Source organism: Shewanella electrica (genome assembly GCF_022321485.1).
Lineage (GTDB): Bacteria > Pseudomonadota > Gammaproteobacteria > Enterobacterales > Shewanellaceae > Shewanella > Shewanella electrica.
Window position 1 is genome coordinate 307,543 of record NZ_JAKOGG010000005.1, and the last position, 17,264, is coordinate 324,806.

At 50.6% G+C, this 17,264-nt stretch carries 14 protein-coding genes; all 14 read right to left on the bottom strand.

What is annotated here, in order from left to right; all coding sequences use genetic code 11:
* Positions 1-17 precede the first annotated feature (17 nt).
* The 14 genes from L9G74_RS10355 to uppS all read right to left on the bottom strand — a co-directional run bounded on the left by L9G74_RS10355 (position 18) and on the right by uppS (position 17,215).
* Positions 18-416: a hypothetical protein gene (locus L9G74_RS10355; protein ID WP_238896234.1), complete on the bottom strand. Its 399-nt coding sequence runs from the start codon at positions 414-416 to the stop codon at positions 18-20.
* A 223-nt stretch (positions 417-639) separates the two neighbouring features.
* Positions 640-2,043, bottom strand: a complete 1,404-nt coding sequence (tilS, locus tag L9G74_RS10360) for a tRNA lysidine(34) synthetase TilS (RefSeq protein ID WP_238896235.1) — start codon at positions 2,041-2,043, stop codon at positions 640-642.
* On the bottom strand, positions 2,040-5,516 hold the full coding sequence (gene dnaE, locus L9G74_RS10365) for a DNA polymerase III subunit alpha (RefSeq protein WP_238896236.1): 3,477 nt from the start codon (positions 5,514-5,516) through the stop codon (positions 2,040-2,042). The genes tilS and dnaE overlap by 4 nt, the downstream gene beginning before the upstream one ends.
* 248 nt (positions 5,517-5,764) lie before the next feature.
* On the bottom strand, positions 5,765-6,385 hold the full coding sequence (rnhB, locus tag L9G74_RS10370) for a ribonuclease HII (protein WP_238896237.1): 621 nt from the start codon (positions 6,383-6,385) through the stop codon (positions 5,765-5,767).
* Positions 6,386-6,390: 5 nt separating this feature from the next.
* The gene (lpxB, locus tag L9G74_RS10375; protein WP_238896238.1) at positions 6,391-7,557 is read right to left on the bottom strand and encodes a lipid-A-disaccharide synthase; all 1,167 of its coding nucleotides are present in this window, start codon (positions 7,555-7,557) and stop codon (positions 6,391-6,393) included.
* Between the two features lies 1 nt (position 7,558).
* The gene (gene lpxA, locus L9G74_RS10380; RefSeq protein ID WP_238896239.1) at positions 7,559-8,329 is read right to left on the bottom strand and encodes an acyl-ACP--UDP-N-acetylglucosamine O-acyltransferase; all 771 of its coding nucleotides are present in this window, start codon (positions 8,327-8,329) and stop codon (positions 7,559-7,561) included.
* The gene (gene fabZ / locus L9G74_RS10385; protein ID WP_238896240.1) at positions 8,326-8,787 is read right to left on the bottom strand and encodes a 3-hydroxyacyl-ACP dehydratase FabZ; all 462 of its coding nucleotides are present in this window, start codon (positions 8,785-8,787) and stop codon (positions 8,326-8,328) included. Before fabZ ends, lpxA begins: the two co-directional genes overlap by 4 nt.
* 32 nt (positions 8,788-8,819) lie before the next feature.
* Positions 8,820-9,845 carry a UDP-3-O-(3-hydroxymyristoyl)glucosamine N-acyltransferase gene (gene lpxD, locus L9G74_RS10390; protein ID WP_238896241.1) on the bottom strand — a complete coding sequence of 342 codons (1,026 nt, stop codon included), beginning with the start codon at positions 9,843-9,845 and terminating at the stop codon, positions 8,820-8,822.
* Positions 9,846-9,848: 3 nt separating this feature from the next.
* The gene (locus L9G74_RS10395) at positions 9,849-10,355 is read right to left on the bottom strand and encodes an OmpH/Skp family outer membrane protein (protein WP_238896242.1); all 507 of its coding nucleotides are present in this window, start codon (positions 10,353-10,355) and stop codon (positions 9,849-9,851) included.
* A 49-nt stretch (positions 10,356-10,404) separates the two neighbouring features.
* The gene (gene bamA, locus L9G74_RS10400; protein ID WP_238896243.1) at positions 10,405-12,888 is read right to left on the bottom strand and encodes an outer membrane protein assembly factor BamA; all 2,484 of its coding nucleotides are present in this window, start codon (positions 12,886-12,888) and stop codon (positions 10,405-10,407) included.
* Between the two features lie 31 nt (positions 12,889-12,919).
* Complete coding sequence (gene rseP / locus L9G74_RS10405; protein WP_238896244.1) at positions 12,920-14,302, bottom strand: sigma E protease regulator RseP; 1,383 nt, start codon at positions 14,300-14,302, stop codon at positions 12,920-12,922.
* Between the two features lie 16 nt (positions 14,303-14,318).
* Positions 14,319-15,506 carry a 1-deoxy-D-xylulose-5-phosphate reductoisomerase gene (gene ispC, locus L9G74_RS10410; protein ID WP_238896245.1) on the bottom strand — a complete coding sequence of 396 codons (1,188 nt, stop codon included), beginning with the start codon at positions 15,504-15,506 and terminating at the stop codon, positions 14,319-14,321.
* A 3-nt stretch (positions 15,507-15,509) separates the two neighbouring features.
* Positions 15,510-16,367, bottom strand: a complete 858-nt coding sequence (locus L9G74_RS10415; RefSeq protein WP_238896246.1) for a phosphatidate cytidylyltransferase — start codon at positions 16,365-16,367, stop codon at positions 15,510-15,512.
* An 11-nt stretch (positions 16,368-16,378) separates the two neighbouring features.
* The gene (uppS, locus tag L9G74_RS10420; RefSeq protein WP_238896247.1) at positions 16,379-17,215 is read right to left on the bottom strand and encodes an undecaprenyl pyrophosphate synthase; all 837 of its coding nucleotides are present in this window, start codon (positions 17,213-17,215) and stop codon (positions 16,379-16,381) included.
* Positions 17,216-17,264: the final 49 nt, after the last annotated feature.

Consider the following 17,264-nt stretch of genomic DNA (forward strand, 5'->3'; position numbering starts at 1 on the left):
TCAACAGTAAAACTGTGTTAAGCGGCATTCACCTGCGTTGCGGTATAAAAGCAGCCATCATCACGGCAAAATACCAAGGCGCCATTGGCTTTTAACACGAAAAATTCACCAAAAAAGTTACCGCCCTGCTCTTCTAAACGCACACCATCTTCGGTTTCTTGCGCATGCATTTCATCGCAACTATGGCTGCCATCGTTAAACCACGTTTCCATGATCCATTTATCCGCTTCACGGTATAGCAAGATTTCATCGTCAAGGTTTGGCCGTTGATCGCGCCAACTTCCGACTAACTCACCATGCTGATGTTGTTCTCGCACCAACTTACGGCGTTTTTCCGCAGCAGAAACCCCGGATAATTTGCAACAACCCTGCAGTTGCAATGGCAAGTTTTGCTGAATATTCAATAACAAACCCATGGTACTTTTGCCCCCAAAACGCAAAAAGTAAACACTTGGTAAACTTAAACAATCTGATTACATAACAACGGTTTAGCCGCTGCGACAAATTCGGTGACAAGTGTAACGAAGATTAATTATCAAAACGAGATCTAGATCACTTTCAATGACGAACTTTACTTATTAATCCGTAAAGATCATGTTTTGCATTGAAATGTGATCGTGTTTAAAAAACCAGCAGAGGTTAGTCGAGTTGCAACGTCAGGCCCGTTGCAGTGTCGGCCGCTAAGGCGTGTTGCTCGATAAAGACGGACGCCGCCGCAATGAGCTGACCATCGGCATAGAGCAACGGAATGTGTGGCCGCAACCAAGGTGGCACCTTGGCCTCTTGCCACACTTTTTTGAGTTCACGTCCTTGTGCGCGCCAGTGGGGATGACAGCGTTGGCTTCCGACCACACCGTAGCGAATTTCCAGCTTGCCACGCAGTTTAGCCAACGCAATGCGCGGGCCATCGGTAGTCAAGCTGGTGATGAGTTGCTGCCACGGCGCAGCTTGCGGCAGTCGCCAGCAGCCAGCCAGCAGTGCTTGCTGTTGCAGCGCATCCAATACCATGTTGTTTGGTGTTGCGGTTGGTGCGGCGGCGTCGATATACAACGCACCATCAAAACGACGAAACCACACATGACCAAAGTTAAGCGCCACGCTGGCATCAACTTGTGCGCTAAACAGTTGCTGCTGTAACTGCTGTAGTTGCACTTGCGATGGTGGCGGCAATTGCTGCTGTAAACAGAATTGCCGCAGCAATTGCCGTTGCCACGCCGGGCTAACTTGCTGCAAGGCGGCAATATTCAGTGTCGCTTGTTGGGTCAGCGCACAACGCGCCAGTAGTGGCGTTAGTTTCTGCGCTGCCACCTCTTCCAGCAAGGCTTGCTGTTCAGCGCATAACGCCGCACTTCTGGCAGCGGTTTCTGCCACCGACGGCCAACGCTGCTTTAATTCGGGGATGATCAGTTGCCGCAGAAAGTTGCGGTCGTAGCGAGTATCAAGATTGCTATCATCATCAACATAATCGAGATCGAGCTGGTCGACCGCCTGCTCTATCTGTTCGCGACTGATGTTGAGCATCGGCCGCAGTTGCCAACAGTGCTGCGCAAACGACTGTAAAGCGCCCATGGCTGCCAACCCTTTGGGGCCTTGACCACGTTTAAGCGCTAATAATACGGTTTCTAATTGGTCGTCTTGATGATGCGCCGTCAGCAGCACATCGCCCGCTTGCATGAGCCCTGCCAGCACTTGATAGCGCTGTTGCCGCGCCTCGGCTTCAACACTAATCCGAGCGCCACGCTTGAGCGTTACTCGCAGCACGCGGCCATCCAGTTGATATTCGCTAGCGATGGCTAGACAATGCGCCGCCCAGTCGTCAGCGTGGGGATTAAGGCCATGATGAATGTGCACTAAATGCACCCACGGCCGTAATTCAGGCTGCTGGCGTACCAGTAGATTTAACGCATACGCCAGTAAGGCTGAATCCATGCCGCCACTGAATCCGAGCCACAGGTGCCGCGATGGCACCGCCCCTGCTGGCGTTAACTCAGCCAGCAGTTGCTGTAGGCGATGAATAATGGCGTCGGTTAGCGCGCGGCTCATTCAAATAGAATCCTCACCCGATCACTGCCCAGCATGCTTTCCAACGCTAACATCAGCTCATCTGATGGATTGATGCGCCAATCGTCGCTCATGCGGAAGCGTGCTTGGGCATGAGATTGCTGATATTCAATCACCAACGGCACGGCGCCATTACGCCACGGCGCGACAGTTTGCTGCAAATTTTCCAGCCAAGCTGGTGACACTTTGGCAGCGTCCAGTTTCAACTCCACTGCTGAGGCAAAGTGGTTACGCGCTTCACTCATGTCGATAATATTGCGCGCTGTCATGCGGTTACCGCCGGAGAAATCATCGAAGCTCACTTCCCCTTCGCAGATCAAAATGCGGTCTTGCTCCAGCAGATGATTAAATTTCTCAAACGCTTCAGTGAACAGCATCACCTCTAGTCGAGCACTCTTATCATCTAGCGTCACCAGCCCCATTTTTGAGCCGCGCTTGGTGGTCATCACCCGCGTAGCCACCACTAATCCGGCCACTTTGACACTTTTGCCGCGCTCGGTTGGATGCACGTCTTTGAGGCGCGCACTGGTGTATTGCTTCAGCTCGGTCAGGTACTGGTTGATTGGGTGACCAGTGAGGTACAAGCCCAGCGTTTCGCGCTCGCCTTCGAGCCAGATTTTATCTGGCCACGGTGCACAATCGACAAACTGCTGCTTCACATCGGTTGGGTCATCGTTGAGCAAACCGAACATATCGTCTTGCCCCAAGGCTTCGGCCTTCGCGTGCTGATCCGCCGCTTTCAAGGCTTCCGGTAAGCTGGCCATCATCGACGCACGATGTGGGCCAAGGCCATCCAGCGCACCGGCGCTAATCAGTCGTTCAATCACCCGCTTGTTGAGCTTTTTCAAGTCGACACGGGCGCAGAAGTCGAACATATCTTTGAACGGGCCAGATTGACGCGCTTCAATAATCGCATCGACGGGCCCCTCACCCACGCCTTTAATAGCACCGATACCGTAAACGATATTCTGCTCCATATCGACGGTGAACTTGAACAAGCCTTTATTGACATCGGGCGGAATAATCTTCAGCCCCATGCGATCACACTCATCCACCAAGGTCACAATCTTGTCGGTGTTGTCCATATCGGCCGACATTACCGCCGCCATAAACTCAGACGGATAGTGGGTTTTCAGCCACAGCGTTTGATAAGACACCAAGGCGTAGGCGGCAGAGTGCGATTTGTTAAAACCATAACCGGCGAACTTTTCCACCAAGTCGAAGATTTTCATTGCTAGTTCAGGGTCAACGCCCTGACTTTCAGCACCGGCGCGGAAGGTACCCCGCTGCTTGGCCATCTCTTCTGGCTTTTTCTTACCCATCGCACGACGCAACATGTCCGCGCCACCCAAGGTGTAACCAGCCAGCGCCTGCGCAATCTGCATTACCTGTTCTTGGTAAACGATAACGCCGTAAGTGGGCTCCAGAATCTCTTTCAAACACTCGTGTTCAAAGTCTGGATGCGGATAAGCGACCTTGGCTTGACCGTGTTTACGGGCAATAAAGTCGTCCACCATGCCGGATTCCAGCGGCCCCGGGCGGAACAGCGCCACCAGTGCGATCATATCTTCAATGTTGTCGGGCTGCAGACGCTTAATCAGGTCTTTCATGCCGCGCGATTCAAGCTGGAATACCGCGGTGGTTTCGTAGCGCTTCAACATGCGGAACGATGCTTGGTCAGCCAAATCAATCGCCGCGATATCGATAGGATCTTTGCCTTCGCGTTTCTGGCGCGGGTTGATCATATCCAGCGCCCACTCGATGATAGTGAGCGTACGCAAACCCAAGAAGTCAAACTTCACCAGACCGGCGTATTCCACGTCACCTTTGTCGAACTGAGTTACCGGGTTTTTACCTTCCGAGTCACACAGTAGCGGGCTAAAGTCGGTGATGGTGGTGGGCGAAATTACCACGCCCCCAGCGTGTTTACCGGAGTTACGCGTCACCCCTTCGAGTTTGCGACACATATCGATAAGGTCGCGCACCTCTTCGTCGGCCTCATACGCCTCAGGCAGCGCGGGTTCGGCGGCAAACGCCTTTTCCAGCGTCATGCCGGGCTCGGCCGGGATCATCTTCGAGATGCGATCGACAAAGCCGTATGGATGACCGAGCACACGGCCCACGTCGCGAATAACCGCTTTGGCCGCCATAGTACCGAAAGTGATAATCTGCGATACCGCATCACGGCCATACATCTCGGCCACGTGGTCAATTACCTCATCGCGGCGGTCCATACAAAAGTCGACGTCGAAGTCGGGCATCGATACCCGTTCAGGGTTCAAGAAACGTTCAAACAGCAAGTCATATTCAAGCGGATCAAGGTCGGTAATTTTTAGCGCGTACGCCACCAACGAACCCGCACCAGAACCACGCCCTGGCCCGACCGGAATGCCGTTATCTTTACCCCACTGAATAAACTCCATCACGATGAGGAAGTAACCGGGGAAGCCCATCTGGTTAATTACGCCGAGTTCGCGATCCAGCCGCGCATCATATTCTGGGCGTCGTTCTAGCCGTACCGCTTCATCGGGATACAAAAACGCTAAGCGCTCTTCCAAACCGATTTTAGAGCGATGCACCAGATAGTCTTCGGTAGACATATCACCTGTCGGGAAGTTTGGCAGGAAGTATTCATGCAAGCGCACGGTCACGTTACAACGTTTAGCAATCTCGACCGTGTTTTGCAGCGCTTCGGGAATATCCTCAAATAGCGCGCACATCTCCTCTTCCGACTTAAAATACTGCTCGGCGCTGTATTTTTTCGGCCTGCGCGGATCGGCAAGGGTAAAACCATCATGGATCGCCACGCGGATTTCATGCGCGTCAAAATCCTCTTTGCGCATAAACACCACTTGGTTGGTTGCCACCACCGGCAAACCGTGGCGCTCGGCTAAATCAACCGCAAGGTGCAGATAGCGCTCTTCATCAGGGCGGCCTGTGCGGAGTAATTCGAGATAATAACGGTCTTTAAAATGCTGCTGGTAAAAACTCAACAGCTCTTCGGCTTGTTGATTGTTACCTTTAAGCAGCGCACGGCCAACATCACCGTCTTTACCGCCAGAAAGCAACAACACCCCTTCGTTGTGCTCAATCAACCAATCACGGTCGATGGCCGCACGATCGCGCACATAACCGCGCAGATAAGATTTACTGGTGAGCTGCGTGAGGTTTTGATAGCCAGCATTATTCATTGCCAGCGCAGTTAAACAGTAGAACTCGTCTTCAAGCCCCGGTACCACCACCCACAAATCGATGCCGATGATTGGCTTCAGCCCATTATCTTGCGCGCCGCTATAAAACTTCACCAAACCACACATGTTGTTTTGGTCAGTGATAGCCACTGCTGGCATATTTTCGCTAACAGTCTTAGAGATGATAGGTTTCACCTTCGCCAGACCATCGGTCATGGAGAAATCACTGTGTACCCGAAGGTGAATAAAACGAGGTTCGGTCATTCGAATATCTGCTTGTTTTTGAATGAATGATGATTTGCTACTGCGGCCAATTATGGCGGCTAACTAGGCCGCGATGCAACAGCTCTCAGGCTGAGTTTTAGGCTGGTACAAATAGGTCGCTGGCGTATTGAACATCGGCATAAATGCCTGCGCGATAAGCGTTCGGCAGCGACCTAGGGCGCGCGCCGTCTAGCTATGGTGGCAAGCGCCAGCTACTCGCAGTCACTTGCGAGTAGCGCGTATCGGCCTCAGGCCAAACCCAGCGCTTGGCGCACAGGTTTAAAACTGCGGCGATGTTCGGCAAGTACGCCATGAGCAGCAATTGCGTCAAAATGCGCCTTGGTGGGATAGCCTTTATGTTTGGCAAAACCAAATTCAGGATGCAACTTGTCCAGCGCCTCCATTTCGCGATCACGGGTGACTTTGGCAATAATTGATGCTGCGCTAATCGCTGCCACCAGTCCATCACCTTTGACCACCGCATCGGCGGCAATGCCACCAAAATCTGGAGTGCGATTACCGTCAACTAACACGCGCTGAGGGCGCAGCGACAACCCTGCCACGGCGCGCTGCATCGCCACCATAGTGGCATGCAAAATATTCAGTTGATCAATTTCAGCAGGTGATGCGCGGCCCACACTCACCGCCAAGGCGTTAGCCATAATGACGTCATACAAGGCATCACGCTTTTTATCGCTGAGTTTTTTAGAATCGTTGAGGCCAGCAATCGGCTTGGTTGGATCAAGGATCACCGCCGCGGTCACTACGTCGCCCACTAACGGGCCACGGCCTACTTCATCCACGCCTGCAACAACGCCCTGCTGCAACAGCACGAGTTGCTCAGGCGTTATCTGTTTATAAATCGCCATGTCGATTAAACGTCCTTTGATGACTCTTGTTGCAACAGCGCCACCACGGCATCGGCCGCTTTCTCGCTGGCGTTTTGTTTCAGCAGTTGGTGCAACTCGGTAAAGGTTTGCTCCAAGGCACGCGGATCACTATTAAGCTGTTTGGTCACTTCATCTGCCAAGCGCTGTGGATTGCACTCGTGTTGGATAAGCTCTGGCACCAGTTCCCGTCCCGCCAGTAGATTTGGCAGCGAGAAATGGCGAATTTTGATCATCAACTTAGCGATTTGATAGGTGATTGGGCTAACGCGATAACCGACCACCATCGGCCGTTTAACCAACATCGCCTCCAACGTCGCCGTGCCTGAGGCGAGTAGGATGCAATCGGCTGCGGCCATCACTTCTCGTGACTGACCGTCAATCAAACTGATTTCGAGATCTGGCGCGTACTGCTTTAACGCGGCTAAGTATTGTTCACGGCGCTTGGCATTCACCAACGGCGTAACAAACTTAATATCGGGGAAACGCTGCTTGATCAGTTTGGCCGCTTCAAGAAACGGCTCTGCCAACATGCCCATTTCACCACCACGGGAGCCAGGCAGAATCGCCAGATACTCGGCATCGACATCTAGGCCGAGCGTTTGCCTTGCAGCGGCTTGGTCTGACACTAACGGAATATCATCCGCCAAGGTGTGGCCGACAAAGGTACAAGGCACGTGATGTTGATCGTAAAACGCTTTTTCAAACGGTAATAACGCCAGCACCATATTGGTGGCCTTGGCAATTTTGAAAATACGTTTCTGGCGCCATGCCCAGACGGACGGGCTGACGTAATGCACGGTTTTAATGCCCTGCGCTTTGAGCTTTAGCTCAAGGCCAATGTTGAAGTCCGGCGCATCGATACCGATAAAACAATCTGGCTGCAGTGCGGTGATTTGCTCAACCAGCGAGGCACGGATCTTAAACAGGCGTGGCAGATGGGCTAACACTTCGGCAATGCCCATCAGTGACAGCTCTTCCATCGCAAATAGCGACTCAAAGCCGAGCGCTTCCATACGCGGGCCGCCAATACCAACAAAGCGCGCATCTGGATAACGCTGCTTAAGCTGGGCAACTAAACCGGCACCTAAAATATCGCCGGAGACTTCTCCGGCGACTAGGGCAAATACTTTTGGCTGGATTGACTGGGTCATATCAGCGAATAATGCCTCGTTTTGATGAAGTGACGAAATCGATAAACATTTTAACTTGTTCATCGTTAGCGATGTCATCTTGCAGTGCGGCAACGGCTTCTTCTACCGTCATGCTGCTGCGATATAGGGTTTTATACGCACGGCGCAGTGCTTGTTGGCTCTCTTTAGAGAAACCACGGCGCTTCATGCCTTCAAAGTTCAAACCACGTGGTGAGGCTGCTTGACCCGACGCCATCACAAATGGCGGTACGTCTTGCAATACTAAGCTACAACCTGCGGTAAATGCATGCGGACCAATGTGCACGAATTGATGCACACCTGTCATGCCACCGAGGATTGCCCAGTCATCTACGCGGCAGTGACCGGCGATAGAGGCATTGTTAGCCATGATGACATTGTTACCTACCACGCAATCATGTGCCACGTGGACATAGGCCATCAGCAGGTTGTTAGAACCAATTTTGGTTAAACCTTCATCCTGCACAGTACCACGGTGAATAGTCACAGATTCACGAATGACGTTGTTGTCGCCAATCTCCAACCGAGTTGGTTCACCAGCGTATTTTTTGTCCTGACAGTCTTCACCGACAGAGGCAAATTGGTAGATTTTATTGCCTTTACCGATCACGGTTGGGCCTTTTACTACCACGTGGGAGCTAATCCAACAATCGTCACCAATCACCACATCAGGGCCAATGTAGGTCCAAGGGCCAATGGTAACGTTATTTCCTATTTGAGCATCCGGATGGACAATAGCAGTTTCATGAATCACGAACGAATCTCTCTACGGGCACACATGATTTCGGCGGAGCAAGCCAATTCACCATCGACAGTTGCTTCACCATAAAACACGCCAATCCCTCGGCGTTCCTTGATCATTTTCACGTCGAAACGTAATTGATCGCCAGGACCAACGACACGCTTGAAGCGTGCATTGTCGATACCTGCAAAATAATACAGCACATTTGGCGATGGCTTATCGCTCATGGTCTTAAATGCCAACAAGCCAGTAGCTTGCGCCATGGCTTCCATGATCAATACACCCGGCATCACAGGTTGGATGGGGAAGTGACCTTGGAAAAAAGGCTCGTTAATGGTGACATTTTTGATTGCTGTTAACGTTTCACCTGGTGTGAAGTCCAACACCCGGTCGATCAGCAAAAATGGATATCGGTGTGGCAAAAACGCCATAATTTCCTGAATATCCATCGTGTTTAATTCATTCGACATGAATCATCCTCGAGCCGTTGAGTTCGGCGTTATTATTCTTTCGGAGTGACCGACTTTTCCAGTTTACGCACACGGGTGAACAGTTCGTCCAGTTGACGGAACCGCACTGTGTTTTTGCGCCATAGTCGGTTATCCATCGCCACTGTTGCAGATGAGTATAGCCCAGGCTCTTTCACATCATTAGTGATGTTAGTGGCGCCAGACAGATGTACACCGTCAGCAATAGTAAGATGGCCAGAAATTGCACAACTACCGCCAATAATACAGTGGCGGCCAATAGTCACGCTGCCGGCTAAAACAGTGCAGCCAGCAATCGCGGTATTTTCCCCAATAATATCGTTGTGAGCAATCTGTACTTGGTTATCAATGATGCAACCGTCATGAATTTCGGTATGTTCTAACGCACCACGGTCTACCGTTGTGCCAGAACCGATTTCAACACGATTGCCAATGCGTACGCCGCCGGTCTGCGGGATCTTAATCCACTTGCCGCGTTCGTTGGCATAACCGAAACCGTCTGAGCCCAACACCGCACCAGCGTGAATAATACACGCTTGGCCCATATGGACGTTATGATACAAGGTGACGTTGGCCCATAGAATCGACTCAGAACCGATAATACAGTCTTGACCAATCACGGTGCCGGGACCAATCTGGACTTTCTCGCCCAACACCACATTGGCACCAATCACCACGTTAGCGCCTATCGCTACGCCCTCGCCTAATTTGGCGCTGGGGTCGATAATAGCCGACGGATGGATGCTATCTGCCGCTTTTGGCGTGGTATCTAACAGTTGCGCAGTACGTGCAAAACCGACATAAGGGTCGGCTAATACCAGCGCATTACCTTGATAATCATCAGCCATATCGGCTTTCAAAATCACGGCAGATGCTTGCGTAACTTCCAGCTGCTGCTTCAACTTGGGATTAGACAAAAACGCCACCTGTCCGGCGGCGGCTTTTTCTAGTGGAGCCACGGAGGAAACAGTAACGTCACCGTCTCCCCGTAGCTCAGCACCAAGATGCTCAGCTAGCTGTTTTAACGAAACAGCTTTCATCAATTATTGACCTTTGCTCAGTGCTTCAACAACTTTGCTGCTGATGTCTGCGTCAGGTTTTACATAGATCACCGCACCGCGCTGCAATACCATGTCGAATTGCTCTTTTTTAGCAATGTCGTTGATAGCTTTTTGCACTTTCACCAGCAGTTTATTTTGTTCTTCACCTTGGCGACGACGCAGGTCTTCATCCAAAGCTTTGCCTTTCAACTGTAGGTCTGCTTTCGCTTGATCCATCTTACGACCCAGCTCAGTTTTCTGTGCTTCGGTCATCAGTGCGGCATCACGTTGTTCCTTTTCCATGAAGCCTTTCAATTCGTCCTGCAGTTTTTGCACTTCAGCCATACGATCACCAAACTCGCTTTTCAGAGAGTTAGAGATCTGCTCGCGTTGTGGGATCTGCTGGAATACGGTGTTCATATCAACTACAGCCAGTTTCTCAGCTTGAGCAGCTAGAGGAGCACCCGCCAATAATAGGGATACTAGGGCGCCGTTCACTATCTTTTTCAAAGTCAAACTCCTTGTTCGGATTCAGCAATGCTGCCGAGTTTATGTGTTTTTAGAATGTTTTGCCAATATTGAACGAGAAGATCTCCATATCGTCATCATCTTCGCTCTTAATTGGCCATGCGAGGCTGAATACCATTGGTCCCATAGGTGAAAGCCACTGGACACTCATCCCCCAAGACGCCCTAATCCGACTTGCATCACTGTAGTCTGCAAGTTCTGCATAGCGATCGGCAGGCAAATACTTGTATAGGTCGTAGTTAAACTCAGTATCCCAAACGTTACCCGCATCGACGAAGAAGCTGGTACGAACTGAGTTGCTGTATGCTTCATCCAAGAATGGCGTAGGGACAATCAACTCGGCACTGGCGGTTGCCAAGGCGTTACCACCAATGGAACGGTTACTACGCACATACACTTGGTTTACGTCACCTGGCAGAGAGCAGCTGTCGCCTGATGCATCTGGCGAGCAGGATTCGCTACCGCGATAGACGTAGAATGCACGCGGACCAACCGAGTTCGATTTGAAGCCACGCAGGTAACTACTACCACCGGTGTAATAGTTTTCCCAGAACGGCAGGATCTGATCGTTATCGTGGTACTTACCGTAACCGTTGGCGTAGGCCAGACGCGCACGAGTCAAGAACACAAAACTGTGCGAGCGGTTAAGTGGGAAGTAGAAACTGGTTTCGAAGTCCGTTTTGAAGAACTGCAAATCTGAACCTGGCACCGTCATACGACCATTAAGACGCTGTGAGTTACCCGCTGTAGGGAAGGTACCACGGTCCAAGGTGCTGCGGCTCCAGCCTAAGCTCAACTCGAAGTTATCAAAACTCAGGCTATCGTTAGGGTCGGCACCGTTACGGTACAAGTTATAGAAGCGAATCGCTTGCTGATAGCTCGATACGTCAGAAATTTCGTTGTGGCGATAACCGACACCGACGTTGATACGGTTGTATTCGTTGATAGGGAAACCGAGCGACGTTGAAACACCATAGGAGTTGTTTTTATAACGTTCCAAGTATGCGTTGTTCGCATCGAACGCACTCCAGTAGATGGAGCCCCCCAAACTTACCCCATCTTTAGTGAAGTATGGGTCGGTATAGGACAAGTTCACGCTCTTTTGATAACGGTTGGTGTTCAGCGTGATACCGGCTTGGTTACCCGTACCTAAGAAGTTAGATTGCTGGATACCAAACTGCAGGCTCATACCTGAGTAGCTACCATAACCGATACCGGCGTTGAACGAGCCTGATGGTTGCTCTTTCACTTTGAATTGCACGTCCACCAAATCGTCAGCGCCTTGAACTGGCACAGTTTCAGTATCAACGGTTTCAAAGTAGCCCAGACGGTTCAAACGGGCTTTTGATACTTCAATCAAAGCATCATTCAACCAAGCGCCTTCCATCTGACGCAGCTCGCGACGCATCACTTCGTCGGCAGTCACGGTGTTACCAGTGAAATTAATGCCACGCACGTAGACGCGTTTACCCGGTTTAATATTGATGTTCAAGGTCACTTCTTTGTTCTTGTCATCAATTTCTGGGTAGGTTTTGACTTCTGGATTGGCGTAACCGAAACGGCCGAGGTACTTACTGTACATCTCTTCAGTAAAGGTCACATCGGCACCGTTGTACTGTACACCGGTTTTCAATGGCAGAATGGTTTTCAGCACTTGCTCACGGCCCATCAGGTCGCCAGTCAAGTTAACTTCTTTGACCTTATACTGCTCACCTTCTTTGACGTTAATGGTGATGTACAAACCTTTACGGTCTGGCGTCATAGACACTTGGGTGGAAGTGACTTCAAAACGGATATAACCGTTATTGTGATAGAAGGTCTCCAAGCTTTCTAAATCAGCTTGCAGTTTTTGCTTCTGGTAACGGCGTTCACCAAACAGGTTCCACCAAGCAACAAAGTCTTTCAGCTCTAGCAGCTTAGCCAGCTCTTCGTCGCTGTAATGCTCGTTACCAACAAAGTTGATTTGACGAATTTCCGCCGCCAAACCTTCTGTAAATTTGAACTTAAGTTCAACGCGGTTACGCGGCAAGTTGATGATTTGCGCTTCGACTTTTGCGCCGTATTTACCTACGCCGTAGTAGAAGTCTTGCAGGCCTTTTTCGATATCTGACAGCATGGTGCGATCGAGGGATTCGCCCACTTTTACGCCGCTGCTGTTCAAGCTTTCTTGCAGTTGCTCGTCTTTAATATCTTTGTTGCCATCAAAGCTTACCGCACTGATGGTTGGGCGCTCGCGTACTTCAACAACCAGCACATCGCCGTCACGTGCCACCTGCACGTTTTCGAAGTTGCCTGATGCATACAAGCTTTTAATTGCCTGCTGAAGTTTCACTTGGTCAATGGTGTCACCAACTTTAATTGGCAAGTTCAGCAAGGCGGCCCCAAGGGCGACTCGCTGTAATCCTTCGACCTGAATATCCGCCACTTTAAACGGTTGGAAAGTGTCGGCCCATCCATTCCCTGAAAAAGCGGCGCCGACCAGTAACATAGAGGCAAAAAGTTTATTTAATCGCATAGAGCACTTCTAATTATTTGTCAGTCCTTGCTCAGAGTCGGGCAAAATCATTGAACAGCGAGATGCTCATTATCACAATCAGCAACGCCGCCCCGAATCTGAATCCAATTTCCTGAATCCGCTCGGAAACAGGTTTACGGGTGATCACTTCCACGAAGTAATACAACAGGTGTCCACCGTCTAACACAGGTAAAGGCAACAGGTTAATAATCCCGAGGTTTACACTGATTAGCGCAAGAAAACCCAAAAAATATACTAGGCCGATATCGGCACTGCTGCCCGCACCCTGGGCAATTGATATCGGGCCGCTAAGACTTTTAACAGAAACATCACCAGTAAACAATTTGCCAATCATCTTCACGCTGACGACGGCAAGTTGCCAAGTTTTGTCTGCAGCCATAGCCACTGCATTTACAGGTCCATATTGCAGATCGACTTTCATGTCTTCTGGCCACTCAGGCAATTTTGGTGCAACACCAATAAAACCTTCAAGCGTACCGTTATCACTCTCGCGCGCACTGGGCGTAACGGTTAAGTCAACCGCATGCCCATTGCGCAACACCGTCAAAGCAATCGCTTGGTTTGGCGATGCTTTAACTTGCTCAACAAAGGTTTTCCAATCCGTAAATGACTCACCAGCAACCCGTTGGATCACATCGCCTACTTGTAGCCCGGCCGCAGCGGCAGCGCTGTCTTTATTAATCACTGCCAGCTCAGGCACCATATCTGGACGATACGGTTCTAGCCCTAAGGTGGTGATAGGCGATTGTTTGTCTGGATCGAAAGTCCAGCGGCTGATATCGAGTTGGTAAGTCTTGCCTTGCACTGCATCGGCGTCATCAGGTGTCGATAACTGCGATACCGGTGCTAAGGTTAAACTCAAAGAGGCGTCGCCGATGTGACTCACTAAGGCGAGATTCACCTCTTCCCAATTGCGTACACGTTGACCGGAGACAGCAATGATTTGTTGTGGCTGCGACACATTCAACACGGCCGCGGGCGAGTTAGGCAGCACACTTTGCAGTACCGGCTTAACGGCTGGCAGGCCAAGCAGATACATGAAATACAGCGCGATACCGGCGAAAATGAAGTTAGCAATAGGTCCTGCCGCAACCACGGCAATACGTTGCCATACGGATTTGCGATTGAAGGCTTGGTCCAACTGATCTTCGGGAACTTCGTCAACGCGCTCATCGAGCATCTGCACATAGCCACCCAGCGGGATCATACCGATGACATATTCAGTGCCATCTTTGCCGACACGACGCCATAGCGCTTTGCCGAACCCCACAGAAAAACGTAATACCTTTACGCCGCAACGTCGTGCGATATAAAAATGGCCGAACTCATGGGCGGTGATCAAAATGCCCAGCAGTACAACAAAAGCGGCGATATTGCGTAAAAGTTCGATCATCTGTGGTTGTAATTCCTCAATTTAAGCCTTGTAGGCGCTCTGTCGCATATCGGCGGCTCATTTCATCCAGCGCCAGAATATCAGTAATCGAATCCAGAGGCGATTGCGGCACATTATTCAAACAATATTCGTTAACACGCACAATATCGGTATAACGAATTTTTCCTGCTAAAAATGCGGCCACAGCAATTTCGTTGGCGGCATTCACCACCGTTGTCGCCTCTTGACCGCGACGACTGGCTTCCATCGCTAATGCCAAGCAGGGAAAACGATTGAAATCAGGCTCAAAGAAGCTCAATTGTCCGACTTTGAAAAAGTCTAAAGGTTCCACGCCGGAGCGAATTCTTGTCGGATAGGCCATACAATGAGCAATTGGGGTACGCATATCGGGATTTCCGAGCTGCGCCAGCACGCTGCCATCGCAATATTGCACCATTGAATGAATCACGCTTTGGGGATGAATCACCACTTGGATCTGCTCGGCGCTGGCATTAAATAACCAACGGGCTTCGATGTATTCCAAGCCTTTATTCATCATGGTGGCCGAATCGACGGAGATTTTTGGCCCCATCGACCAGTTAGGATGTTTAATCGCTTGTGCGGGGGATACGTCAGGTAAGGAATGAATATCCGCCGTTAAGAATGGGCCACCGGAGCCAGTCAGCAAAATCTTGCTAATGCCAGCAGCGGCTAAATCGCACTTACCGAGATGTTGCTGTGCTTCGGTAGAGAGACATTGATAAATGGCATTGTGCTCACTATCGACTGGCAGCAGCGTGGCGCCAAACTGCGCCACGGCATCAATGAACAGCCGACCCGACATCACCAAGGCTTCTTTGTTGGCGAGTAACACCCGTTTACCCGCTTTAACAGCCGCCAGTGTTGGCTGCATGCCCGCTGCACCAACAATCGCCGCCATCACGGTATCTACCGCGTCACTCATCACTAGCGCTTCGAGTTCATCGGCGCCAGAGGTCACTTCCACCGGCAGATGCGCCACTTGCTGCGCTAACGCTGTCGCCGCCGCTTTATCCACCATGTGTGCAATGGTTGGCTGGTATTGCTCGCACAATGCCACCATTTTATCGACGTTGGTGTTAGCAACCAGCGCATAGATTTTATATTGCTCGGGATTATGTTCGACCACACTAAGGGTGCTGGCGCCGATAGAACCGGTGGCGCCGAGAATAACCAAAGACTGCATGTATTACATCCAGAATATGAGATAGAGCAGCGCAAACACTGGCAGCGCCGCGGTGAGACTATCTATTCTGTCGAGAACACCACCGTGTCCTGGCAAGATAGAGCCGGAATCTTTAATGTTGGCCACCCGTTTGAACATGCTTTCTGACAAGTCACCTAGCGCCGACGCCAGTGCAGTGACCAAGGTAACTATCGCCACCAAGCGCCATTCTTGCTCTGGTGAGCAATACATCACCCCGGCTACCACAATCAAGGTGGTCAACAGTCCACCCAGTAGCCCTTCAACGGTTTTGCCCGGGCTAACGCGGGCAATTAACTTATGGCGACCAAAAGACTTACCCGCGAAATAGGCGCCAGAGTCAGCCGCCCATACCACCAACATCACCAGCAGCAGTAGCGTGCCACCGAGATAGGGATTAGCCAGCGAGTCTTGCGACTTAATCGTGATTAATGCCGCAAAACATGGCAGTAGCGTTAATTGACCAAACATCGATTTGAGCATCGGGCTGTGCTTCCACCAGTTGCTGCTCTTGGGAAAAAACAGCACCAGCAGCAAAGTAAAACACCACCACAGCACGCCAAGGATGATCAATGCCAACATCACTGGATGCAATTGACCACGCATCCAAATTTCATCCGCTGGCACGATAAAGTTGATGGCAACCAGTACCACGGCAACGGTACAGGTAAAACTCCATTTGGTGATATCGCAGCTGGGGTCAATAATCCGCCCCCACTCACGCGCAGCAATAGCAAAAACAGGGACCAAGGCCCAAGCGAAATAGACTGGAGGCAGATAGAAAATAGCGCCTAAAACCAGTGGGATTAACCAGAGTGCTGTAATAATGCGTTGCTTTAGCAAAAGATTTCCTCTTAACGGCCTTGCTTGTGTTTTATTGATTCGATTTGTTTTCCGGTAAGACCAAAACGACGTTGCCGACTATTGAAACTTTCAATTGCCTCGGCAAAGGCCTGTTCGTCAAAATCCGGCCACAAGGTATCTGTGAAGACTAACTCGGCATAGGCAACTTGCCACAGCACAAAGTTACTGATTCTGAAATCCCCACCCGTGCGGATCATTAAATCAACTTCGGGTTGGTTTTGCATGCTTAAATGCTGACTTAAGCGTTCTTCGGTGAACTGTTCGCTGTCAATTTCACCAGCACACAGTTGATCGGCCATCTGTTTGGCCGCTTGTAGGATATCCCAACGCCCACCGTAGTTGGCGGCAACGTTCAAGACCAACCCCTGATTTTCAGCGGTTTGCTCTTCAGCTTTGCGGATTTGACGCTGTAGACGTTCAGAGAATCGACTGGTGTCGCCAATAATATTCAGCCGTACACCGTTTTTCTGCAGCATTTTGATGTCACGCTGCAGCACTGTCATAAACAGTTCCATCAGCAGGCTGACTTCTTTATCTGGACGACGCCAGTTTTCACTTGAGAATGCAAATAAGGTAAGCGACTTAACGCCAATCTTACGCGCCATACTGACCGTGCGCCGTACCGCTTTTACACCGGCATTGTGTCCAAATACACGTGGTTTTCCGCGCGACTGCGCCCAACGACCATTGCCATCCATAATGATGGCCACATGCGACGGGATCGTTTGATTGACCAGATTCGCGAGATGCGCTGGTAACGGTTCAGATGTCTCACTGTCCGAGCTTGATAACACCAAGTGTTCGACAATATCCATGTTGGATGACATCGAATTTAAATCCCTCAAAAAAGAAAAACGCCGCGTAGTATAACGCTAC